Annotated in this window: 21 protein-coding genes; 10 read left to right on the forward strand and 11 right to left on the reverse strand. The window is 34.3% G+C overall.

What is annotated here, in order from left to right:
* Positions 1-238: 238 nt before the first annotated feature.
* The gene (locus tag ACHMWN_RS02790) at positions 239-1219 is read right to left on the reverse strand and encodes a deoxyhypusine synthase family protein (RefSeq protein ID WP_397297562.1); all 981 of its coding nucleotides are present in this window, start codon (positions 1217-1219) and stop codon (positions 239-241) included.
* A gap of 341 nt (positions 1220-1560) precedes the next feature.
* Here ACHMWN_RS02790 and ACHMWN_RS02795 point away from each other — a divergent pair, with 341 nt between their 5' ends.
* Entirely contained in the window at positions 1561-2691 is a 1131-nt protein-coding gene (locus ACHMWN_RS02795) for a BamA/TamA family outer membrane protein (protein ID WP_397297564.1), read from the forward strand.
* 122 nt (positions 2692-2813) lie between these two features.
* Here the strand turns inward: ACHMWN_RS02795 and ACHMWN_RS02800 are convergent, their stop codons facing one another.
* Both ACHMWN_RS02800 and ACHMWN_RS02805 read right to left on the reverse strand, forming a co-directional pair.
* A complete protein-coding gene (locus ACHMWN_RS02800; RefSeq protein WP_397297566.1) occupies positions 2814-3161 on the reverse strand; it encodes a hypothetical protein in 348 nt (115 codons plus the stop codon).
* Between the two features lie 118 nt (positions 3162-3279).
* Positions 3280-4146: a DUF3667 domain-containing protein gene (locus ACHMWN_RS02805; protein WP_397297568.1), complete on the reverse strand. Its 867-nt coding sequence runs from the start codon at positions 4144-4146 to the stop codon at positions 3280-3282.
* A gap of 163 nt (positions 4147-4309) precedes the next feature.
* Between ACHMWN_RS02805 and ACHMWN_RS02810 the strand changes: the two genes are divergently transcribed.
* Positions 4310-6487 (forward strand): penicillin acylase family protein, encoded by a 2178-nt coding sequence (locus ACHMWN_RS02810; RefSeq protein ID WP_397297570.1) that lies wholly within the window; start codon positions 4310-4312, stop codon positions 6485-6487.
* A gap of 121 nt (positions 6488-6608) precedes the next feature.
* On the opposite strand, the gene ACHMWN_RS02815 is transcribed toward ACHMWN_RS02810, so the two are convergent.
* The 4 genes from ACHMWN_RS02815 to ACHMWN_RS02830 all read right to left on the reverse strand — a co-directional run bounded on the left by ACHMWN_RS02815 (position 6609) and on the right by ACHMWN_RS02830 (position 12643).
* Positions 6609-9683 carry an N-acetylmuramoyl-L-alanine amidase gene (locus tag ACHMWN_RS02815; protein ID WP_397297571.1) on the reverse strand — a complete coding sequence of 1025 codons (3075 nt, stop codon included), beginning with the start codon at positions 9681-9683 and terminating at the stop codon, positions 6609-6611.
* Between the two features lie 11 nt (positions 9684-9694).
* Positions 9695-11335 carry a M56 family metallopeptidase gene (locus tag ACHMWN_RS02820; protein WP_397297573.1) on the reverse strand — a complete coding sequence of 547 codons (1641 nt, stop codon included), beginning with the start codon at positions 11333-11335 and terminating at the stop codon, positions 9695-9697.
* Positions 11336-11337: 2 nt separating this feature from the next.
* Positions 11338-11700, reverse strand: coding sequence for a BlaI/MecI/CopY family transcriptional regulator (locus tag ACHMWN_RS02825; protein WP_397297574.1), 363 nt, complete (start codon positions 11698-11700; stop codon positions 11338-11340).
* Positions 11701-11821: 121 nt separating this feature from the next.
* Complete coding sequence (locus ACHMWN_RS02830) at positions 11822-12643, reverse strand: O-methyltransferase (RefSeq protein ID WP_397297576.1); 822 nt, start codon at positions 12641-12643, stop codon at positions 11822-11824.
* 5 nt (positions 12644-12648) lie between these two features.
* Between ACHMWN_RS02830 and ACHMWN_RS02835 the strand changes: the two genes are divergently transcribed.
* Positions 12649-13506 carry a transglutaminase-like domain-containing protein gene (locus ACHMWN_RS02835; protein WP_372816194.1) on the forward strand — a complete coding sequence of 286 codons (858 nt, stop codon included), beginning with the start codon at positions 12649-12651 and terminating at the stop codon, positions 13504-13506.
* A 1-nt stretch (position 13507) separates the two neighbouring features.
* Here the strand turns inward: ACHMWN_RS02835 and ACHMWN_RS02840 are convergent, their stop codons facing one another.
* The 4 genes from ACHMWN_RS02840 to ACHMWN_RS02855 all read right to left on the reverse strand — a co-directional run bounded on the left by ACHMWN_RS02840 (position 13508) and on the right by ACHMWN_RS02855 (position 17530).
* The gene (locus ACHMWN_RS02840; RefSeq protein WP_397297577.1) at positions 13508-14044 is read right to left on the reverse strand and encodes an NADPH-dependent FMN reductase; all 537 of its coding nucleotides are present in this window, start codon (positions 14042-14044) and stop codon (positions 13508-13510) included.
* Positions 14045-14053: 9 nt separating this feature from the next.
* A complete protein-coding gene (locus ACHMWN_RS02845; RefSeq protein WP_397297579.1) occupies positions 14054-14962 on the reverse strand; it encodes an alpha/beta hydrolase in 909 nt (302 codons plus the stop codon).
* 131 nt (positions 14963-15093) lie between these two features.
* A protein-coding gene (gene prfB / locus ACHMWN_RS02850) for a peptide chain release factor 2 (protein WP_397297581.1) occupies positions 15094-16168 on the reverse strand; the annotation gives its coding sequence in 2 pieces (ribosomal slippage) (positions 15094-16107 and positions 16109-16168; 1074 coding nt in all).
* 156 nt (positions 16169-16324) lie between these two features.
* Positions 16325-17530: a hypothetical protein gene (locus ACHMWN_RS02855; protein WP_397297583.1), complete on the reverse strand. Its 1206-nt coding sequence runs from the start codon at positions 17528-17530 to the stop codon at positions 16325-16327.
* Positions 17531-17711: 181 nt separating this feature from the next.
* On the opposite strand from ACHMWN_RS02855, the gene pgi reads away from it, so the two are divergent.
* From pgi to ACHMWN_RS02890, 7 genes are all read left to right on the forward strand, one after another.
* A complete protein-coding gene (pgi, locus tag ACHMWN_RS02860; RefSeq protein WP_397297585.1) occupies positions 17712-19364 on the forward strand; it encodes a glucose-6-phosphate isomerase in 1653 nt (550 codons plus the stop codon).
* A gap of 264 nt (positions 19365-19628) precedes the next feature.
* Complete coding sequence (locus ACHMWN_RS02865; RefSeq protein ID WP_397297587.1) at positions 19629-20093, forward strand: RNA polymerase sigma factor; 465 nt, start codon at positions 19629-19631, stop codon at positions 20091-20093.
* Between the two features lie 3 nt (positions 20094-20096).
* On the forward strand, positions 20097-21311 hold the full coding sequence (locus tag ACHMWN_RS02870) for a hypothetical protein (RefSeq protein WP_397297589.1): 1215 nt from the start codon (positions 20097-20099) through the stop codon (positions 21309-21311).
* Positions 21292-21855 (forward strand): YceI family protein, encoded by a 564-nt coding sequence (locus tag ACHMWN_RS02875; protein WP_397297590.1) that lies wholly within the window; start codon positions 21292-21294, stop codon positions 21853-21855. Before ACHMWN_RS02870 ends, ACHMWN_RS02875 begins: the two co-directional genes overlap by 20 nt.
* Positions 21856-21857: 2 nt before the next feature.
* The gene (locus ACHMWN_RS02880) at positions 21858-22799 is read left to right on the forward strand and encodes a DUF5777 family beta-barrel protein (protein WP_397297591.1); all 942 of its coding nucleotides are present in this window, start codon (positions 21858-21860) and stop codon (positions 22797-22799) included.
* Positions 22800-22810: 11 nt separating this feature from the next.
* Complete coding sequence (locus ACHMWN_RS02885) at positions 22811-23281, forward strand: Rieske 2Fe-2S domain-containing protein (RefSeq protein ID WP_397297593.1); 471 nt, start codon at positions 22811-22813, stop codon at positions 23279-23281.
* A 150-nt stretch (positions 23282-23431) separates the two neighbouring features.
* Entirely contained in the window at positions 23432-23959 is a 528-nt protein-coding gene (locus ACHMWN_RS02890; protein WP_397297595.1) for a DUF4251 domain-containing protein, read from the forward strand.

Here is a 23959-nt window from a genome sequence, read left to right on the forward strand (position 1 = left end):
TTATGCTATTTTTTGAAATAATTTTTAAATCTAGATGATGATTTGACTTAGCCATTCAGAAAGATTTGAACAAAAGTAAAATTTATTAAGATACCAATGACATATTAATGACACTGAAATACAATTTATAATCATTCTAAATTATTGTATTTTCTGCTTTAAATGATAAAAAATCAGCAATTTTTAAAAACTGCTGATTCTCTTATCCTTATCTTTTCGAAAAAAATTTGGAATTAAATTACATTTTCAATATCCATGCAAAAATCAATGGAGCCACGATTGTAGCATCAGATTCTACTATGAATTTAGGTGTATGAATATCCAACTTACCCCATGTAATTTTCTCATTTGGCACAGCACCTGAATAAGAACCATATGATGTTGTTGAATCAGATATTTGACAGAAATAACTCCAGAATGGAATATTCTCCATTTCCATATCCTGATATAACATCGGTACCACACAAATTGGGAAATCGCCAGCTATACCCCCACCAATTTGGAAAAAGCCAATTCCTTTACCAGCAGAGTTTGCGATATACCAATCTGCCAAATAGCCCATATATTCAATACCACTTTTCATGGTGGTTGCTTTTAACTCATTTTTCATCACATAAGATGCGAAGATATTTCCCATTGTCGAGTCTTCCCATCCTGGAACTACGATTGGTAAATTCTTTTCGGCCGCTGCCAACATCCATGAATTTTTAGGGTCAATTTCATAGTATTGCTCTAAATCTCCACTCAATAGCATTTTGTACATAAACTCGTGTGGAAAATAGCGCTCGCCCGAAGCATCAGCATCTTTCCAAATTTTGTGAATGTGTTTTTGCAAACGACGAAATGCTTCCTCTTCTGGAATACATGTATCCGTTACACGGTTATAATGGTTTTCTAATAAATCCCATTCATCTTGTGGACTTAAATCACGGTAGTTTGGAACGCGTTTATAGTGCGAGTGTGCAACAAGGTTCATAATATCTTCCTCTAAGTTGGCACCTGTACAAGAAATAATAGCCACTTTATCTTGTCTAATCATTTCTGCTAAAGAAATACCCAATTCTGCTGTGCTCATTGCACCTGCAAGGGTAATCATCATTTTTCCACCTTCGTTTAAATGGGTTTCGTAACCTTTAGCTGCATCCATCATTGCCGCAGCGTTAAAATGAAGATAGTTAGTCTCCATAAATTTCGATATCGGTCCTCTTGTCGTACTCATTTGTATATTTTTATTGTTTGCTGCAAAAGTACAGTTTTTAGATTAATTGTTTACTGGTTGCTTTGTATTATCAGTTCATTCATAAAAGTCAAAAGTAAAACCTTAAAGTTTAACTAATAGTTATACCTAGCTTGGTCTTATATCGACATAAGTACGGCTTTACTTCGGTGTTTAGTCGGAGTTTGTTCGGATAAGTAGCCAAAACTCCGAACGAACTCCGAACAAGCTCCGAAGAAGCTCCGAAGAAGACAAAAAGAAAAACTTAATGAGCTATAGTTAACTATTAGTTAATATATAGAGGCTAGATACTTATTAAACAATAATTCCTTTACTTTGTGCCGATGAAAAAAATAATACTCTTCCTACTGATATCTTTATCCTCAACCGCACTTTTTGCACAAAAAAAATTAATCCAAAAACTATTGTCTAATGAGAAGGATACTACTCGAAAGGCCAGCTTTATGCCTATACCTGTTTTGGGCTATGCGCAAGAAACAGGGTTTGAATTTGGCTTAGGTGCGCTTTACTCGTTTTATATGGATAGAAAAGATACCACAAACCGAAGCTCTAATTTCTCGGGTACGGCATCTTACTCTACTAAAAAAACATACAACTTAACACTAAAAGGCGATGCCTGGACAAAAGGCAATCGCTATCATTTTATTGGTGAAGTACGGTTTAAAAAAACACCTTTCAATTTTTACGGCATAGGGAATGACACGCAAAAAAGTGATGAAGACAAGTTGGTGCAACAACAAATAAAAATTTTATTAGATGCGGAAAAAACGTTTATAAAAAATGCCTATACCGGACTTTCTTTAGGGTTTGAAAATTATAGTTTTACTGATAAAATTACCGGTGGAATTTACAGTTCATCGCCTATTTTATACGATAGAGCAGGCGGTTCGGTCGTATATGTTGGTTTATCTCAAAGTTACGATACCAGAAACTCTAATAACTACCCTACAAAGGGATTTTTTGGAAGAATAACCTATCAATATGCACCAGATGTTTTTGGTGGCAGCCATTTTACAGGCAGCCAAATAAAGGTTAATGTGCGTAATTTTTGGTCGTTGGCTCCAAAAGTAGTTTTAGGTGTACAGGGCTTATATCATACAGTGCAGGGTACACAAACACCATTTTATCTTTTCCCACAATTGGGTAATGATGAAATTATGCGTGGTTATTATACGGGACGCTATCGCGATGAAAATTTACTGGCTGCACAGGCAGAATTACGCTACCGTTTTATGAACAGGTTTGGCATCGTTGCCTTTGCAGGCGGAGGAAAAGTTTTCGCCAATGGCAATCTTTCTCTGGATGATTTAAAACCTAACTATGGTGTAGGCGGAAGATATTTCTTTGATACCGCCAAAGGATTAAGTGTTCGTTTGGATTATGGTGTGGGTGAGAAAAAAGCAAATGAAAAGCGTCAGAGTGGTTTTTATATAAGTTTAGCAGAGGCATTTTAGTGTAGACTTTAGCCGCAGATGCGCAGATTTATTTTTAATCTTATTGTTTAAATAAAAGGAATATTTTGGTCGATGAGACATTAACAGACAGGCAAAATATGAACCTATAAATAGTTAGGAATCTAATCAGTCAAAAAATAATATTTACCAGTATTATCATTCTTCATATTGAAGAAAACTGGATCATTACCATATCCCTTAAAAACTTCTGATTTTAATCTGCTGTTTTTTCCTACGCTTGTAAATGTCCCATATTGAGCATATAAAGTAGCTGTGTCTTTTTCAAAGAAAAGAAAAAGTTCAAATCCTGAATTAAATCCTGAATAATCTGGCGAGATATAGTTTTGTGGGATGCTTTTAGATTCATATTTACCATATGTAAAATATGTTTTGCCATCATAATCCACTCGAGTTACTTCATGCTGTTTATCAGGCGAGCTAAAGTATGTATACTTATACTTAGGCAACAAATTTATAGTGATTATGAATAGTGCAACAAAAAAAATCACTATTATGCATTGTAAAAGTATTTTTACCATTTAAATTGACTTGGTTTTTTTGCTAATTGATGATATTGTTTAATGAAATCTATACACCTATCGAATGAATAATTTTGAAGAAGAGTAGTATTCTATAGCCATATAAGCACACCAAGAACAAGAGCATGGTTACTACAGATCCAATAATTGATCGAAGTACTGAGGCTTTATAAAATCTCCTTGCAGCAAAAAAGTAATACACTCCGAAAATTACCCAGGCTGTTAGTGCACTTACCAAATCATAGGTGCTATCGTAATTACCTTTTACAAAGAAATAGTAATAGGGATTTGTGATACAGGAACCAATAAAAGTGTAAAACAACAATAAGAAGGCAAACAAGTATGTACTAAAAATTAAATGCTCTGAAAGGTACCTCCTTCTGTACACCAAAACACCACCAATTGCTAGTAAAGGAATAAAAGCAACTAAAAAAGCTTTCGATTCTATCCCCATCTTTTGGTTAAAGATGGTAGCAACAACTTTAAATTGTTCATTTGTAGGTGCAACCTGATCTATAATTTCTTTAGAGTGAAATTCTGTAAATGGATAAAAATTATAAAAACTAGTTAAGGGAGTAGAAAACAGATTATTTTGTCCAATTAATAAGAAATAAAAGATATTGCAGACAAAGAACAAAGCAAATGGGCGCATAAATGGCACTCTTTTACCTCTGCAAAAGTCTAAGGCTAATAGACCGGGTTTAGTAATTAAAAGCTTTACCGACTTAAAGAATTTATTATCGAAATGGGTAATGCCTTCAATTGATTCTTCAGCATAGTGCTTCAAAGCTAAATCATGAAGTTCAAATCTTTTCTCGCCACAAACGCTACAATAATTTCCTGTTAATATCGACCCGCAAGAAATGCATGCTGTTTTATTTTCTACAGTAGAGTCGATTGTTGTATGATGGCGCATGAGTTTAGATTTATAACTAATTTCGATAATTATCTAGCGTAAAGCAAATGAAATTTCATCTGTAATCCACTAATTTAAAGTCAATTATACCATACTACTTTATAAATCAAAAATATTTCTCAATTTAGGTCTTCACATCATACTGTGCTTTTAATACTTGGTTATGAAAAAATTAGTGTTGCTACTTTTCCTCCCTTTTTCAGTTTTCGCTCAAAAGTTTACTGCTGCTGAAATTGCAGCGTATCAAGCACAAGCTAAAAAAGTAACTATTATACGAGATAATTGGGGCATTCCGCATGTGTATGGGAAAACAGATGCTGATGCTGTTTTTGGCTTATTGTATGCTCAGTGTGAGGATGATTTTAAACGTGTAGAACTTAATTATATAGAAAAATTAGGCAGATTAGCTGAGATTAATGGCGAACGAAGTCTTTATAATGATTTGCAAATTCGTTTATTAATAGATTCGACTGAAGCTATAGCTGATTATCAAAAAGCACAACCATGGCTTAAGAAATTATTAGATGCCTATGCTGCTGGAATTAATTATTACTTGTATAAGAACACGAAAGTTAAACCTGCCTTATTACAGCGCTTTAAACCTTGGTATGCTTTATTGTGGACTGATGGGAGTATTGGGGCAATTAATACAGCAGATTTAACGCTAGAAGAACTTAAGAAATTTTATACTGGCAACCATTCTCCAACTGCTACTATTCCAGTGATAAAAGATCAACACAGTGGATCAAATGGATTTGCTTTTGCGCCATCCATGACCGAATCGGGGAATGCAATTTTGTATATCAATCCGCATACTACTTTTTATTTTAGACCAGAAGTGCAAATGCAAAGCGAAGAAGGTTTAAATGCGTATGGCGCTGTAACATGGGGGCAGTTTTTTGTATACCAAGGTTTTAACGAGCATTGCGGTTGGATGCATACGTCTAACAATGTTGATATTGCCGATATGTATGCGGAAAAGATCACAAAATCTATGCATTATAATTATTTATACGAGTATAATGGCATCAAAACACCTGTTATACAAAAACAGATCGCAATAAATTATAAAGAAGGGAATGTGCTAAAAACAAAGAAATTCGTTGGTTATTTCACCAATAATGGACCTGTTATGGCGATAAGAGATGGTAAGTGGATTAGTTTGAAATCTAAAAACAGAAACACCCAAAGTTTAGTACAAAGTTGGGTGCGTACCAAAGCCAAAAGCTTTAGTGATTATCAGAAAGCGATGGACTTAAAAGCAAATGCATCTAATAATACCGTTTATGCAGACGCACAGGGAAATATCGCCTATTGGCATGGGAATTTCATTCCAATACGAGATAAAAGATACAATTGGAGTGAGGTGGTAGATGGTTCTACATCAGCTACGGCCTGGAAAGGCTTACATGCTGTGAAAGATATGGTCCATGTGTATAATCCACCAAATGGCTGGTTACAAAACTGTAATTCTACACCGTTTAGCTCGGCAGGAAAAAATAGTCCGATTAAAGCTAATTACCCAACTTACATGGCTCCAGATGGAGAGAATTTTAGAGGAGTTGCTGCTGTTAAATTGTTGAGTAGATCTGTAAAGTACACTTTAGATAAGGTTATTGCAACCGGTTATGACAGTTATATGCCTGGTTTTGAAGTACTAATTCCGGCATTGCTAAAAGCATATGCGCAATTGCCGCAAAGTGATCCGTTACTAGAAGAATTGAAAGCGCCAATTTCCATTTTAAAAGAGTGGGATTATAGATCGGGAGAAAATTCTGTAGCTACTACTTTAGCAAGTGAATGGGCACCACGATTAAATTCGGCAATACGCAAAGTATACATTAATCCTGGAGATATGGATCAGGTGGAAGCGACTACTGCATTTGCAAAAAGTGCTCGGCCAAATGAATTATTAGATCCGTTAAAAGCTACAGTTGCCGATTTGACTAAACGTTTTGGTAAATGGGAGATTGCATGGGGAGAAGTGAATCGCTTTCAAAGGTTAACTGGTGCTGTTACTGAAAAATACGATGACAATTCAGCCAGCATTCCTGTAGGTTTTGGTTCTGCCATGTGGGGTCAATTGGGTTCTTTTATTAGCAATACGTTTAAAACCAACAAACGTTATGGCTATAGTGGCAATAGCTTTGTTTGTGCAGTTGAATTTGGAAAAAGGATTAAAGCAAAATCTATTTTAGCTGGCGGAAATAGCGGAGATCCAACGTCAAAACATTTTAACGATCAGGCTTTAATGTACAGCAAAGGACAATTTAAGGACGTGTTGTTTTATAAGGAAGATGTGCTTAAACATGTAGAACGCAGTTACCAACCTGGTGAATAAGTGATTTTTAGCCGCAGATGCGCAGATTTATGTTTTTCTAATTCATTTGTCATCCGATAGCGGAGGAATCTCTCGGCATTAAGAAAAGAGATTCCTTGCTGTGCTCTCAATGACAAAAATATTATTTATAAATGCTACCAGTTGGTTCTGTTACTGTATACTTTTTAAGGAGTGCATCGTATTCAATTTTGTCGCCACTTATTTTATACCCTTCTGGAGTTGTTAAAGTTGCTACATGAGCGGTTATTATATTAGAATTTTTATCTACGGTAACCACTTTGGCGTTAAATAAATATTTATCAATATTTAATTTCACCTTACCACTTACGATCAAGGTTTTATCCATTATGGTATTCATTTTTAACGAATCATTATCTGCCTTTAATTTAGTGACTAACTCGTATGCATCAGAGTTTACGTGAATAGTATTGCCAGGCGTTTTATTAGTGATATACGTTCCTTTTTTCATATCATAAATGATATACTTTTCTGCTACTGTAATTCCGCTTTTTAAAGTAAGTTTGGCATCTTTTGCAGTTAGCTTTTCATTTCGCTTATCAAATGCAATTTCTTCACCTTCTAGTTTATTTTCTCCTATTTGAATTATTCCCTTTTTTAAATAAGAAATATCATATTTTTTATCAACAGTTATCTTCGAGGAAGAGATGATTGTAGGTTTGGGATAGATTTTAGCTTGTGTATTTTGAACTACATTTCCTTTTGCCTTAAGAGCTTTATATGTTCCTCTTTTCGAATCATAGATAATTGATTCAGAAGAAATAACTTTATTTTTAGAAGTTATATTAGCTCTTTTTGCACTAATGATTTCATTTTTTTTATCCCAAATGATTTCTTCAGCTTCTAATTTATTCTCTCCTATTTCCATCTTACCTTTTTCGATATAGGAAATGTTGTTTTTAACATCAACAGTTAATTTTGAAGATGAAATTAATACTGGTTTGGGATAGATCCTATTTTGCACAATATTAACATCATCATTTGTTGCCATTGTATTATTTGCAGTTTTTGGCCATCTATCAAATAAAACTTTATCACCTTTCATTAATTTATAACTAGTTACTATTGGAAACTCCGTTTTTTCCGAGTAGTTGGCATTATATATTTTTATGGAAATTTTATCGCCTTTGGCTATCATCGTTTGAGTTTGCTTAGCAAATTTTTCCTCAACATTTGCTTTTAATGTTTCTCCATTAGTTGTTTTTACGATAAAACCATCCATTACTTTTGAAATAGGAGAATAGGTATACTCTACTATTTTTCCATCTATCGTTTTACCATTATACTTCTCATAAATGCTTCTATTTTTTATCATTGAAGCAGATAATTGTGGCTCTTCGCCAAACCAAACTACATAGTTGTTATTTGAATTTTCTACACCAGGCACCACATAATTGTTTTTAGTATTTCCGATGCCACTTTTACTACTTAATTGAGCAATAAATTCTGGAGTAAATTTCATTGCTTCAGCTTCGCTAAATAGCTTTTGGTTGATATAGAAATACAATTTCGTTTGTCCAACAGAAGTTGTATAAATTTTCCTGATAGTTTTAGGATTAGCCGTTATAACAATATATTCTCCTTTGAAACCATCATTATAATTAGTCTTAGTTCTTTGAATAAATGGAACATTTTGTTGATTTGGTTTAGGAGGCAATTGTAATGATGCTCCTTTCATATTCGATTCTATTTCCTCATCTGTTCGCAAGTTTTCTTTATAGCGCAGTATTCCGTTTACTATAGCTTCAGCCAATTCATTCTGCTTAGCTTCATTGGTAATGGCTTTTAAATCTTGTTCATTCGTTAAATAGCCCATCTCCAGCACTAAACCAGCTGCAGTAGAATTTTGTAATAGAAATAATTTCTTTTGAATTGGTTTATTGCCGGTTTTAATACCATCTACAGTTTTTAGGTTTTGATATAAACCATACGTCATGCTTGTCGATTTAAACCAATTCAATTTCTTATCTGAAGTTGGTGTGTACATTTCTATTCCATTCTTTGAGCCATTAGTTTTAATTGGTTCGCTGTTTACATGGATAGAAAGTAAAAAATCTCCTTGTGGTTTTAATCTGTCGGCTAAGCTTAAACTCTCATCACTAGCACGAGTAGTTACTACTTTAATTCCTTTAGCTTCTGCTAATGCTTTAATCTTTTTTGTAAATGTTAAGGCGATATCCTTTTCTTTATATCCATTTACATTGGCTCCACTTTCTTTACCTCCATGACCAGCATCTAATATTAAGGTAAATTCATTTTTAAGCGTTGCATTAGGAGAAACTTCAATAACATCTACCGTAAAACCCCATAACAATCCCAATCCAATTGGCAATGCTAACAAGTACATTAATTTTTTCATGTTTTTAGATTTTGAGTTAAATAACATTTTTATTCTTTCTTTAATGGGGCTTTTCACAAAGTTGTGAATGAGCGGCATTGTATTTTTGCTGACGGCTAGTTTTAATAATAGATGAGCATACTGTTCTGTTCCAACGTTTAACGATGTAGCTTCATCTGCTTCATATTCATGCGTTTGCTCTAATGCTTTATCATATAAATAAACTATGGGATTAAACCACAACACTGCTTTAGCTATCATTAACAGAATTTTATCTATCGAATGAAGTTGCCTAGCATGCACCTCTTCGTGTCGCAATAAAACTTGTAACTCAGTTTCTGTTAAGCTATTTTGATCGATAAAAACATAGTTAAAGAAGGAGCAATTGGTAAATCCTACACTTTTAGTTACTAATTTTAGCCCATTCACTTCGTGTGCTTTTGTTCTAGTGTGCTTGTACAATTGAAATAATCGCCATGCGGCTATCGCCAACAAACCCATAACAATAGCAGCATAAACATAGGGAAGCAAGCCGTACCAATTGAACGGTTCAATCTCAGTATCTCTAGTTCCTGCACCAACAACAATTGGTGTGGTAAAAGCAGCCTCGCCTAGGTCGACATCTTGCAAAACAGTTGGTTGTTCAATTATTGGACTTCGTTCAACTTCTCTCTCTATCGTAAACTGCAATGCAGGTATAATTAAGCTAAGCACTAAACTGCCTAGTAAATAAAATCGATTAATTTTAAAAAAGGTTAGTTTCCTTAAAACCACTAGATAAAAGGCAAAGAATAACGCAGTACAAGCGCTTACTTTTAAGAGGTAGTTGAACCATTCCATAAGTAGTTTTTTTAATTAGATCTTAATTCAAGAACTCCATCGTATTTACCTACTAACTCTGGATATAGTCTTGAAAATTCACTACCTCCCTTTTCGCAAGCCGAAACCTTATTGTATTTTTCTATCGTTACTTTTTTAAGTCCTGCTGCTTGACTTTCAGTATAAGGAACTCCATCTATATAGATCATCACTTTTCCATTTCTAGGAAGTTCAATAGCAGCGGAACTGCCTTTCGCCGTTTTTATTACTGCTACATCGTGTGCTTCACCACTTCTTCCTATTTCTGTATATCTTTCATAATACACTTCTTCTTCTGTATTCGCTTTTCTACTTCTAGCTATAGGTTGCTCTGTTACTGCTGCAAAAACTTGAGTGCCTTTTATTCCGGTTACTCTAGCATTTGTTGAAGCGATGCTTTGCACTCCTGTTGTTATTACTCCATCGTGAACTGAAATTGCTTTCATATTATTAATGCCAGTAACCGTAACACCAGTTAATCTATCTACAGATGGTCTTACCTCTGTAATTACGCCTCCATTAACAGAGATAGCATTTAATCTTTCCACGCCAGCTACTCTTTCAGTTATTGCTTGTCTTCCAGTTACTACAACCTCAGCTACCTCACCTCTTTTTTCAGTAGCTCTTACTGCATTGCCAGAAAACACGGTATTTCCCGTAGCTTTTATCTGCACACCGCTAACTTTAATTGGCACTTCTTTTACTTCCAGTGGTACAGTTTTACCTTCTATTCTTACTTCTTTTACTTCGTTTTCTTTTGACTGGGCATACACTACATTAACAGCGAAACCCCACACTAATACTAAACCTATTGGCATTGCCAATACATACCTAAATTTTTTCATGTCTTTTGATTTTGAGTTGTATAACATTTTTATTCTTTCTTTTAATGGACTTTTCACGAAGTTGTGGATGAGTGGCATATTGGTTCTTACTACTGCTAACTTTAATAAAAGGGTAGCATAAGGTGCTGTCCCAAAATCTTGAGACGTCACCTCATCCGCTTCGTATTCGTGTGTTTGTTCTAATGCTTTATCGTACAAATAAATGATGGGGTTAAACCATAATATGGCTTTTGTAATCATCAGCAATAGCTTATCAAATGAGTGGTATTGTTTGGCGTGTACTTCTTCATGTTTCAGCAATAGCTCTAATTCTTCATCTGTTAGGCTATCTTGATCTATAAAAACATAGTTGAAAAAAGAGCAGTTTGTAAATCCATCCGTTTTGGATACTAATTTCAGCCCGTTAATTTCACGTGTTGGTTGTCTGGTGAAGCTTAGTAATTGAAACAAGCGACATGCAGCGATAAATAGTAGACCTGCAACAAGTACCTTATAAGTCGAAATCAATAAGAATTGCCAATCTAAATGTTGAGTTACTATTGGAGTGGCAACTTGAGTACCATTTGCAATTGGGGTTTCTTGCTGGAAAACCACACGATTAACGATTTCAGGAGCGGCTCGTTCTACTTTAAAATTTAACGTTGGAATAATAAAACTCAACACCAATGCCGCAAGTAAATAAAAACGATTGGCTTTAAAAAAGGTTAATTTGCGTAAAAACAGTAGGTAAAATGCAAAGAACAACCCAGAGCATACACTTACTTTAAAAAGATAGATGAGCCATTCCATACTTATGATTTTTTATTAATTAAAGCTTTTAATTCTTCGATATCACGCTCGCTCAATTTCTCTTCTTTTACCATAAATGATAATAGACTTGTTGGCGAATTATCGAAGTAACCCGAAAATAGTTTGGAGAAAGTAGTCTTGGTATAATCTTCTTTACTGATGGCTGGAAAATACTCGTAAGTTTTGCCGTATGCTTTATAGCTTACGTAGCCTTTCTTTTCTAAAAGCCTAACAATAGATGAAATGGTATTATATGGTGGTTTGGGCTCCTCCTCTAATTCATCGATGATATCTTTTACAAATGCAGTTTTCAGTTTCCATAGAACTTGCATGATGCGCTCTTCTGCCTTAGTTAATTCTTCCATAAACTAAAGCTATAACTTAATTTTCAGTTATACAACTAAAAAATACGTTATACAATATATATGACTGATTATCAGGTAAATAATTTTCAATTGTGAGATAACTAAGAAAATAAAAGGGGGATTAGAACTTAATCTTGAAGTGTTCTTTGGCTTGTCCTTTTTTGAAATAAACTAGTCCTATCCAAAATAAATCGATAGTTATGGCAACCTGCGGATGGTTTTTAATTTCTTCCCATGCTTCTTTCATTCCTTTGCTCCAATAGATATCATCGAAAATAAGCAGTGAATTTTCATGGATTTTTGGCAAACACCAATTAAAGTAATTCAGTGTTGCTTCTTTGGTGTGATTGCCGTCTATATACACAAAGTCTAATTTTTCAGCTTCTTTTATCGACTTTGGCAAAAGATCATTAAAATTACCAACTTGTAATTCGATGTTATTTAAACCAAGTTCATTAAAGTTTTGGTACGCAACAGCAGCAGTTTCTGGACAACCTTCTATAGTTAATATTGCTGCTTCTGGCGCTGCTTTCGCTAAATATGCAGTTGTAATACCTAAACATGTACCCAATTCAATCACATTTTGCGGGTGTTGATTTACAACTAAACGGTAAATCAGCTGTGCTAAACGTGGATTTTTTAGCGCATTCTTTGCGATTTGACTTACTTTCTTTGTGCGATTTTTATTAAGGTGTGAGCCTGCGCCCAAATCAGTTACTGTGATTAACTTATCGTCATTTAAAAGTTTTTTTCGTTGATCTTCAATGCTGTTGTATACTTTTTTTGCAGAAAAGTCGTAAATTACCTCATCAGTTAGCTTATAAACAAAAGGCGAGTGCGTACCGTGTCTACTTTTAGCGGTAAGACGATGTTGAAGATAATCGACAAAGAATTGAAAAACCATAAGCGCAAAAATAGGCAAACAGAAAATTGTAATTTGCATTTTTAATGGAAAATCTTGCAGAAATAGATGCTTTAGTTAAATTATTAGATGATCCTGATGAGGAAATCTATCAGCATGTGCAACAGCGCCTGTTAAGCTACGGTAATGAGGTAATTACGTATCTCGAAAGCGCATGGGAGCAATCTTTAGATACTTTGCTTCAAGAACGCATTGAAAATATTGTTCATACCATCCAGTTTAATAACGTTAAAGAAGATCTTAATCTATGGTATCAAAGTGGTGCATTTGATTTATTGCAGGGTGCTTTAATTATCAATCGTTATCAATATCCAGATTTAGATGAGCAAGCAATTATTAATCAGATTGAAGAAATAAAGCGAGAAATTTGGGTGGGTTTGCAATATGAGATGAGTTCTATTGAAAAGATTAAACTCATTAATCATGTTTTTTATAATCAGTATGGATTTGGTGGCAATACCAAAAACCATCATGATCCACAAAATTCATACTTAAATCAGGTTTTAGAAAGTAAAAAAGGAAATCAAATATCTTTAGCTATTATTTATGCTACGCTAGCTCAAAAACTAGATATTCCAGTTTATGGAGTGAATTTACCGCAGCATTTTATTTTAGGTTACATTGATGAGAGCAATGCTGAAAAAGAATATGGGGTGCTTTTTTACATTAATGCATTTAATAAAGGGGCAATTTTTGGCAAACACGATGTAGATCAGTTTTTACGTCAACTGAATTTAGAGCCACAACCTGGATTTTATTCACCATGTAGTAATACAGAAATTATCCGTCGCATTATTCGTAATCTTATTTCAGCATACGAAAATTTGGGTGCTGCAGAAAAAGTAGAAGAATTGAAAGAATTGCAGGATATTTTATCGGAGTAGGCTATTGCTTTAATAAGTCCTGAAAAGCATCAATAAATTTTATCACGTTGGATAATGTTGCTGTATCTGCAATTTCTAATTGGTCGTTTATTTTTCCTTTAATTCCTTTGATTAGCAAAGTTGTATGCTCATTAAATTTAGTCTCTAGGGTTTGCATAATTAATTGCAATTCTTCACTTGCTTTATCTCCAGAAGCTGATGCTGTAATTAAGCCGACTGGTTTTTGAGAAAAGACCGTTGTAGAAACACACCATTCAATTGCATTTTTTAAACTTCCTGGTAAGCTGAAAATATATTCTGGTGTGCAAATAATTATGCCATCTGCCTCAGCTATTTTTTTCCGAAAGCTAATTACATTTTCTGGTGGATGATTAGTGTCAAGGTCTGGATTAAAGTGTGGAAGACTGGAAATTTCATCAAAAATAGTAAGATCGAAAACCTTTTTGGATAGCGCTTCTATTTTAGCAACTAACTTAAGATTGGATGAATTCGCTCTCGTACTTCCAATAATTGCAAGTATTTTCTTTTTAGCAATCACAGTTTACTCTTACAATAGGTTATTGTTTCGCATCCAGTTTTTCATGGTTTCGAACCAATTTTCTTTTGTTGTGGTATTATTTAAACCAAAACCATGTCCACCAGCCTGATAAATGTGCATTTCTGATAGCACTTTATTCTTAGCCAAAGCTTCATCATACGCTAAACTATTTTTAACTGGCACGGAGCCATCGTTATTTGCGTGAACTAAAAATGTTGGTGGGGTTTGCGCATTGACGTGAAGTTCTGTAGAAAAGTAGCGTCTTTGCGCATCTGTAGGCTGATCGCCTACTAAGTTTTTAACTGAGCCAGCGTGAGCATAACTTCCGAAAGTAATTACGGGATAGATTAACAAAGAGAAATTTGGTCTTAAACTGATATTCTCTTGGTTTTGAACTTTCATGTCGTTGTAATGAACACTTAAGCTAGCTGCCAAATGTCCGCCAGCAGAAAAACCCATTACACCAATTTTAGCTGGGTTTATTCCCCATACATTTGCATTTTTACGAACTAAATAAATAGCTTGCAATGCATCTTGTAGCGGCCCCATCGATTTATCATCCATAATTAAATCGCTCGGTAAACGGTATTTTAATACAAAAGCTGTTATCCCTACCTCATTGAATTTTTTAGCGACGTTATTTCCTTCTTTATCAATAGCTAATATTCCATACCCACCTCCCGGACAAATAATTACTGCTGTGCCATTTGGTTTGGCAGGAATATAGGCTATTAACGATGGATCTGTAACCTTACTTACTCTCGTTACGCCATCTGCCCCTGTTACTATGGCTTCTTTATAATCTGCGGGTGGAGTTTTTGCTCCGGGAATTGCACCATTGTAAAGCGGAATAACTTGTTGAGCGTTTACTTCCATGACTATAAAAAGAGAAAATAAAAAAATGAATAGCTTTTTCATTGGATGATTTAATTACAGCTTAAAAGTATCAAAATTATTGTTGAATTTACATATCGTTACCCTGAATTCATTTCAGGGTCTGTTTATATAAGAAAGATGCTGAAATAAATTCAGCATGACGGCAATGCATATTAAAACTCCATCAGATACGCTTTCAAAAATTCGTTTATATCTCCATCAAGTACTGCTTGGGGATTTGAAGTTTGATAATTTGTTCGGTGATCTTTTACGCGTCTATCATCCAACACATAACTTCTAATTTGCGAACCCCATTCAATTTTCTTTTTAGAACCTTCAATTAATGCCGTTTCTTCATCGCGTTTGCGTTGTTCTATTTCATACAATTGTGATTTCAGTAAACGCAAGGCATTTTCCTTATTTTGTAACTGCGATCTAGATTCTTGATTTTTGATGATGATACCTGAAGGTTTATGGTATAAACGAACTGCAGTTTCCACTTTGTTTACATTTTGTCCACCTGCGCCACCTGCTCTAAATGTTTCGAATTCTACATCTGCTGGATTGATATCAATTTGGATGGTATCATCCACTAAAGGATACACATAAACAGATGCAAATGAAGTATGACGACGAGCATTTGAATCGAATGGAGAAATTCGCACCAAACGATGCACTCCGTTTTCTCCTTTTAAGTAACCATAAGCAAATTCGCCAGCAATTTCAATCGTTACAGATTTAATTCCTGCAACCTCGCCTTCTTGATAATCTTGTTCTGTTACTTTATAGCCATTTTTCTCTGCCCACATTAAATACATCCGCATGAGCATGTACGCCCAATCGCAACTTTCTGTGCCGCCTGCGCCTGCTGTAATTTGGACAACTGCATTTAATGAATCTTGTTTGGTTTTGAGCATATTCTTCAACTCTAACTCTTCAACAGCCTTTAAGCTTATATCAAATTGTTCTTGGAGTTCTTGCTCGGTAGCATCGCCACTTTGAAAAAAATCATACAGCACTTCTACATCTTCAACTGCAGCATTGGCCTTCTGCCAACCATCTGTCCAGACTTTCTTTGCATTAATTTCTGCAATATGTTTTTCGGCTTTTTTAGGATCGTCCCAAAAATTGGGCTGCAAGGTGAGTTCTTGCTCTATGCGAATATCTTCTAGTCGGTTTTCAACGTCAAAGATACCTCCTCAGCGACGTTACTCTGTCCCTTAAATCCTGAATTAGTTCTTTAGTCATAGCACAAATATATAAAAACTGATACTCAAAGACTAAAGCTGCAAACCACTCACAAAATAAATTTACGTATAATCTGTTATTTCTTCTTGATCGGCATATAATAATCAAACAAGTTACACAAAGCTTTTCCTAGTATAAATGCTCTTGGTACGCTAGTTATCCCTTTTTAAAAATGACAATTTTTCTTCCATAAACATCACAAACTATCACTTCATCATTTGGACCAATTGTTACTCCGACAGCAAGTTGAAACTGTCCCTCTCCAATTTTTTCTTGCACATCACCATTTTCATCTGTTTTAATAATATAACTAGAGGTGGCAATATATAAATTGTCACCTTTGGCCTTAATAGCATAATAAGCGTTCTTATTTGCAAATGTCTTTAAATATTTTCCAGTTTTATCAAAAACCTGTATTCTACTATTTCTAGTATCGCTAACATAAATTTTACTCTTAAAATAACAAATTCCAAATGGAGCATCGAAGTCTCCGTTAGCATTTCCCTGTTTGCCAAATTTCAGCAATAGATTTCCATTTTGGTCGTATTTTTTTATTCGGTGATTTATCCCATCAACAATCCATATATTTTGGTCATCATCGATAGTTAATTCTTCAATATTTCCAAAATTGCTATCTCCTGTACCATAGGTTCCCCATTCTCTAATGAGTTGTTTACTAGCATTGAATAGTTGAACATAGGTTTGGCTTTTCGTTCTGGTTGCAACATAATTCCCATTGGCAAAAAATGCCATTGCTCTTGCTCCAGAGCCACTATAAAACTGTTCCAAGAACGTTCCAGTAGAATTAAATTTCAACACTCTATTTGCACCTTCATCACTAACATATATGTTTCCATTGGAATCTGAAGTGATGTGCATTGTAAAATTAAACTGTGATGCTCCAGAGCCTTCTGATCCAAAAGCTAAATATTTGTAATAATTTAAACCAGAGGTATACCCAAAATCTGCATCGCTAAATCTACTAAAGGAAGTTGCGTTATTAAATGTTCTCACTTTATAAAAGTTCTTAGTGAGGGGTTTAGCAATTATCAAATCATCAAAAGTAGTATCAGATAATTCTTTTAACAAAACATATTTCTGAGTTGCTTCATTGAATTTGTAGAGCTGATACTTTTGAGCAAGAGGCATTGGGGTCCAAGAGACATTTATTTTAGTGCCAAATAACCCTTTTGTAGCTTTGAGATTTATTGGTCTATCAACATCTAATGTGTCTATTATCTTAACTGTATCCCGAACAGTTTTAGTTTCTATCTCCTTTTGAATTTCCTTATCACAAGAACTCAAAGTAAACAAATAGATTACAAGGCAACATAGACCCGTTAGTGAAAGCGTTTTAGGCATTTATAGATTTTTTTTTGCAATATAAGTTTAAATAATAATTTCTTTAAAAACTAGTTGAATTATTAATGGTGTGAATTTTTATATATTCAGTGTTATTCATTTTTAAATCAAATACTACAACAACTGAAATATCATCAAATTAATGTTTTGTTTGTAGATTTACATTAATAAATATTCAATTATGCTTCCAAAAATAAATTTTACCACTACAAATGCTTACAAATATTTAGCAGATCATTTTATAGCTATTAATGAAACTAATTTAAAAGAGTTATTTACTGAAGACGAAGAACGGTTTAAAAAGTTCTCCATCTTATTTGAGGATATTTTAGTTGATTTTTCTAAGAACAGAATTAACGATACTACTTTAGCTTTACTCGTTCAATTGGCTCGCGAATGCAAATTAGATGAGGCGATAAAAGCGATGTTTAGTGGCGATAAAATTAACGCAACTGAAGGCAGATCTGTATTACACGTCGCCCTGCGTAACCAAAGTAATACCCCTATTTTGGTGGATGGTAAAGATGTAATGCCTGATGTAAATGCTGTTCTAGCCAAAATGGAGAAATTCAGTAATTCAATTATCTCTGAGGAATGGAAAGGCTATACTGGCAAAGCAATTACAGACATTGTGAATATTGGTATTGGTGGCTCAGATTTAGGTCCAGTAATGGTTACAGAAGGGTTAAAAGCTTACAAAACACGCTTAAATTTGCATTTTGTTTCTAATATTGATGGGACACATTTGGCAGAAACTTTAAAAAGTGTAAATCCTGAAACGACTTTATTTTTAGTGGCTTCTAAAACATTCACTACACAAGAAACTATGACTAATGCGCATAGTGCGAGACAATGGTTTTTAAACAGTGGCGCTAAAACTGAAGATATTGCTAAACATTTTGCTGCGCTTAGTACAAATGCAAAGGATGTTGCTGCCTTTGGAATTGATACCGAAAACATGTTCGAATTTTGGGATTGGGTTGGCGGTCGCTATTCGTTATGGAGCGCCATTGGACTTTCTATTTCTCTAGGCATAGGTTTCGATAATTTTAAACAACTATTAACAGGCGCACATGCTAGCGATCAGCATTTTGAAACTACACCACTTGAACAAAATATTCCTGTAATTTTAGGCTTATTAGGAGTTTGGTATATTAACTTTTTCAATGCAGAAACGCATGCTATTTTACCATACGATCAATATTTACATCGCTTTGCAGCATATTTTCAACAAGGAGACATGGAAAGCAACGGCAAGCATGTGGATAGAAATGGAAATGCAGTAGATTATGAAACTGGGCCTGTAATTTGGGGTGAGCCAGGAACAAATGGTCAGCATGCTTTTTACCAATTAATACATCAAGGCACTCGTTTAATTCCTTGCGATTTCATTGCACCAGCGCAAAGCTTAAATCCATTAGGCGATCATCACGCTATCTTATTATCTAATTTCTTTGCTCAAACGGAAGCTTTAATGAATGGTAAAAGTGAGGAGGAAGTGATAAAAGAATTGAAGGAAGCAGGAAAATCCGAAAGTCAGATAAAAGAACTAGCTCCTTTTAAAGTATTTGATGGCAACAGACCTACTAATTCAATTTTATTAAAAAAAGTAACTCCTTATAGTTTAGGAAGTTTAATTGCATTGTACGAACACAAAATATTTGTACAGGGAATTATTTGGAACATCTTCAGCTTTGACCAATGGGGAGTTGAATTGGGCAAACAGTTAGCGCAAAAGATACAACCAGAATTAAAAGATAATCAACCTGTTAATACACACGATTCTTCAACCAATGGATTGATAAACTTATATAAAGAATGGAGAAAAAAATAAGTCATTAGCCATTAGTTTGGCTCTAATCTCAAATCGCCATTTAGTTGAAAATTAATCAATTAAATGGCGATTTTTCTTTATACAATAATTTATACATAAATTTCTTAAGCGCAGGCAACCTTTATTAATGATCTGCCGTAATTGCTAATATCTGAACTAATCTAGATTGAAATTATTTTGTTGACACCTGAACTCATAAATGGCTGTATAAAAAAAGACCGACGAAGTCAGAAGGAATTTTATCGTCTTTTTTATGGGTATGCCATGAGGATCTGTTTACGTTATGCAAAAAATAAAGATGAAGCTGTTGAAATGGTAAATGATGGTTTTATGAAAGTTTTCATGAATATCCATGGATACGATAAGGAGCGTTCTTTTAAAGCTTGGCTAAGCACATTGATGATTAATACATCGATAGATTATTACAGAAGCCGAATAAAAAAAATAGAAATGGAAGAGCTAAATGATAAACACGAAGTGGAAGATAGTGAAAACATTCTCTCCCATTTAAATTACAACGATCTCATAAAGTTAGTTCAAAAACTATCGTATGCTTACAGAACCGTTTTCAATTTATTTGCCATAGATGGCTATTCACATGAAGAAATTTCGAATATGCTATCCATTTCTGTGGGCACTTCTAAATCTAACTTATTTAAAGCTAGAGAAAATTTAAAAAAAATGATAGCTGAAGCACCTGAGCACAGCAGACAAAAAATTAATTATTAAGAAATGAAAGAGTTGAATGATGAAGACTTTGATCAAGCCTTTAAAACTAGGATAACTGAAGAGTATCTTGAGTTTGAGGAAGAATCATGGTTGAAGATGGAGAAGAAGTTGCGAAAAAGAGATCGACTGGTATTCTATAGAAATGCTAGCATCATATTGCTTTTTCTTTCATTTGGGTTGGGATTTTATTTAATTAATGGAAAAGTTGGAGATAAAAATAATGTTATTGCAGTAAAAAAACAGGAAACTAAAAGAGCTGAAGGTTTAGACGGGAAATTAAATCAAACAAAAAAAGAGGAAATAAAAATTGCTGAAAATGGAAATAATAATAGAGTGGTTAATGGAACAGGTCAAGCTGTAAAATACACTCATTCTGCAACGCCATTACACTCTGAAAACGAACCTATTCTATTAATTTCACAAAATGCGAATAGTAAAACAATTGATAGTTCTATTGCGCAAAAACCATTGGTTGCTGTAAAAGCTCAAGAAGTTATTACTACACCGCAGGAACAATTAAGCAACAAAGTTGATTTTCCTAGTGTTGTACAAACTATTCCTGAAACTAAAATTAGCGATGAAAATGATATTGAGAACAAAGTTAAAAAGGGAACAAAAGTTAAACGTAAAATCCCATTTAGTTTAGCCTTAAGTGTTGGGCCAGATTTTAATTCAACAAACTCTATTGTTGGCGGTAAGAGTAGTATAGCTTTTGGAATTGGAGTTGGTGTAGGTTTAACAAAAAAATTAAGTGTACAAACGGGTATAATCTATGGTTCAAAAAATTATACAGCAAGCAGCTACAATTATACATTTAACAATCCTGCCGTAGCAGCTACTATTGCAGAAATTAATGCGGCTTGTAAGGTCTTAGAAATTCCATTAAGAGCGTCTTACACTATAGCTAATCATCAAAAAAGTAGCATTGATTTGAATGCTGGCTTATCTAGCTATTTAATGTTAAAGGAAGATTATGTTTTCAAATATACTGCAGCATCTGGCCGAAAAGATAGAATTACCGAGAAAACTAATGCCAATCAGCACTTTTTAAGTGTGATCGATTTATCTGCTACCTATACTATCAAATTAAATAAAAAATTGGGTTTTGGTATTGAGCCTTATGTTAAAATTCCATTAAGTGGAATTGGAGAAGGTGATGTGCCTTTAAAATCTAGTGGTGTATCCTTAAAACTGCGTTATGATTTCAATAAAAAATAGTAGTCTGATCTTACTGTTGCTCCTTTATTTCGCGTTTATAATTTCTGCGAGCGCACAAACTTATGTTGGCAAAAACATTAAAACGAGCATTTTTTCATCTACACCTGTGGAAGATATTAAAGCAGCTAGTACAGCTGGAACGGCAGTTTTAGTGACTCAAACGCAAGAATTAGCGATCCAAGTTCCCATTAAAAGTTTGGAATTTGATAAAAAAATGATGCAGGAACACTTTAATGAAAACTACATGGAAAGCGAAAAGTATCCTTTAGCCAAATTTAAGGGAACAATCGAACCAAAAGTAGATTGGAAAAAAGATGGTGAATATCCTGTTTTTGCTAAAGGTATACTTACCGTTCATGGTGTAGATAAACCCAGAACGATTGCTGGAAGAATTACCATTAAAAATGGAATTCCAACATTAGGTTCAACCTTCAATGTAGCTTGCGCTGCTCATGAAATTAAAATTCCAAGTCTGGTTTTTACCAAAATTGCTGAAACAATAAAAGTAACCATTCAAGGCACATTAAACCCTCTAAATAAGTAATTATGAACAAGCCTAAACTATTTATTTATTTATTTTTAATCTTACTGGTGATTGCATTAAGAGCGAGTGCGCAAAAAGCAGATTCACTACTTAATACACTAGATAGCACAGCTAAGTTTACTAAAATTGAATCAACTTTTAAATCAACGCATGTTGTTTTATCTCATTCTACAGAAACGCAGAAAAAACATGATTTAGACTTAAGAATTCGACATCATTTTGGAGATATTGGTGGACAATTTGGTAGCGCACATACGCTATATGGTTTAGATGTTGCCACAGACTTATTTATTGGTTTGGATTATGGTATTACGGATAAACTAACCGTTGGATTTGGCAGAAGTAAACACGATGAACTTTACGATATATATGTAAAACAAAAGTTTCTTCAGCAAAAGAGCGATGGTAGCATGCCGATAAATTTCACCTTTTTAGCACAGGTTGGACTAGTAGCTAGAGAACCCTTTTCTACAAATGAATTTGATAACTATTCTAATCGATTAAGTTATCTCATTCAACCTATTTTTTCTCGTAAATTTTCATCCAGACTTTCTCTCCAAGTGATGCCTGCCTTATTAATTCGTTCGGTCACAACTGGAGCAGATGATCCTGAAAATTTATTTTCTCTTGGCTTTGCCGGAAGAGTAAAATTAACAAAACGTCTTTCGTTCGTTGCAGATTATACACTTGTTAATGGCTTATCAAGACCTAAAGATTTACCTATTGTATTTTATAATCCACTTGGCGTGGGATTAGAAATAGAAACTGGTGGACATATTTTCTCCCTTAATTTTATGAATTCAGAATACATCGTAGAAAATAACTATATCGGAAATACCAAAAAATCATGGACCGAAGGTGGTGTACGTTTTGGGTTCACTATCTCTCGAAACTTTAGCTTATTCAAAAACAAGAATCCAGATACTAAATCAACAATTTACTAAAAAAGAAAATTATGGAACGTAATGAATTTATCAAATCCTTAGGGCTTGGTGTGGCTCTGATATGCACAGGAAGTTGCCTTTCTGGCTGCGGCGGAAGTAAATCAAATGACCCAAGCCCAACACCTGGAGGTGGGGGCGGAGGCGGTGGTGGTGGCACTGTTGGAACAAAAGTTAATGTGGATTTAAATTCACAATTAACATCTATAGGCTCTTTTGTTTCTACAGGAGGTGTATTATTTGTCCGCCTAGCTGCAGGAAACTCAACTTCATCTTTTGTAGCTACACAGGCAGTTTGTCCTCATCAAGGAGGCACACTAAATTGGGTGCAGGCGAGCAATCTTATTCAATGTAGTCTACATAGTTCACAGTATAGTTCATCAGGAGCTGTGCTTGCACAACCTAATGATGGAGGCGCAACAACTGCATTAAAAGTTTATGCCACTTCTATTACAGGGACTGTGCTAACTGCTACTATATCATAGTTTTAAGGTTGGTCAGGGAGGGTTGTGCTATTTTCTCTCCTTGATCAATCTTATTCCCTAATAAGCTTATACTAATTGCATTTACTTGTCGTTTTCAATTAAACTTTAAATCAATTATTTTGTTTAATTGGTATATATAGATTTATTCCTATGAAAACGCTTAAAACACTAGCCTTTGTAATTTTAGTCCTGATTGGCTTCAAAGCAAATGCGCAAACAGATAAGGCAACAACTTTAAGAATTGTTGAAGAAAAAAATTACGCTTTTGTTGCAACAAGTGCCATTCCTACAAATAGCACAGACATTAATGATGTATTGCGAAAAATGCCAGGAAATGTAGGTGGTGGAAGTATTAATCTTAGTGGCAGCTCTTATGATGTACGTATTACCAAAGATAGTGTAGTTGCTTACTTGCCTTATTATGGCAGATCATACTCTGCTTCCATGAATCCTGATGAAAATGGATATAAGTTTAAAACCAAAAATTTCACTTACAACGCCGAAAAAACCAAAAAAGGCGGCTGGAACGTAAATATCAATACAAAGGATGTAAAAGATAATGCAAGAATGACCTTTAATATAAGTACTAATGGTTATGCTACTCTAACAATAGTTAGCAATAACAAGCAGTCAATTATGTACAGTGGTTATTTAAGTGAGAACAAAAAGAAAGATTAA

Origin of the sequence: Pedobacter sp. UC225_61 (genome assembly GCF_044452285.1) — a bacterium.
Taxonomy (GTDB): Bacteria; Bacteroidota; Bacteroidia; order Sphingobacteriales; family Sphingobacteriaceae; genus Pedobacter.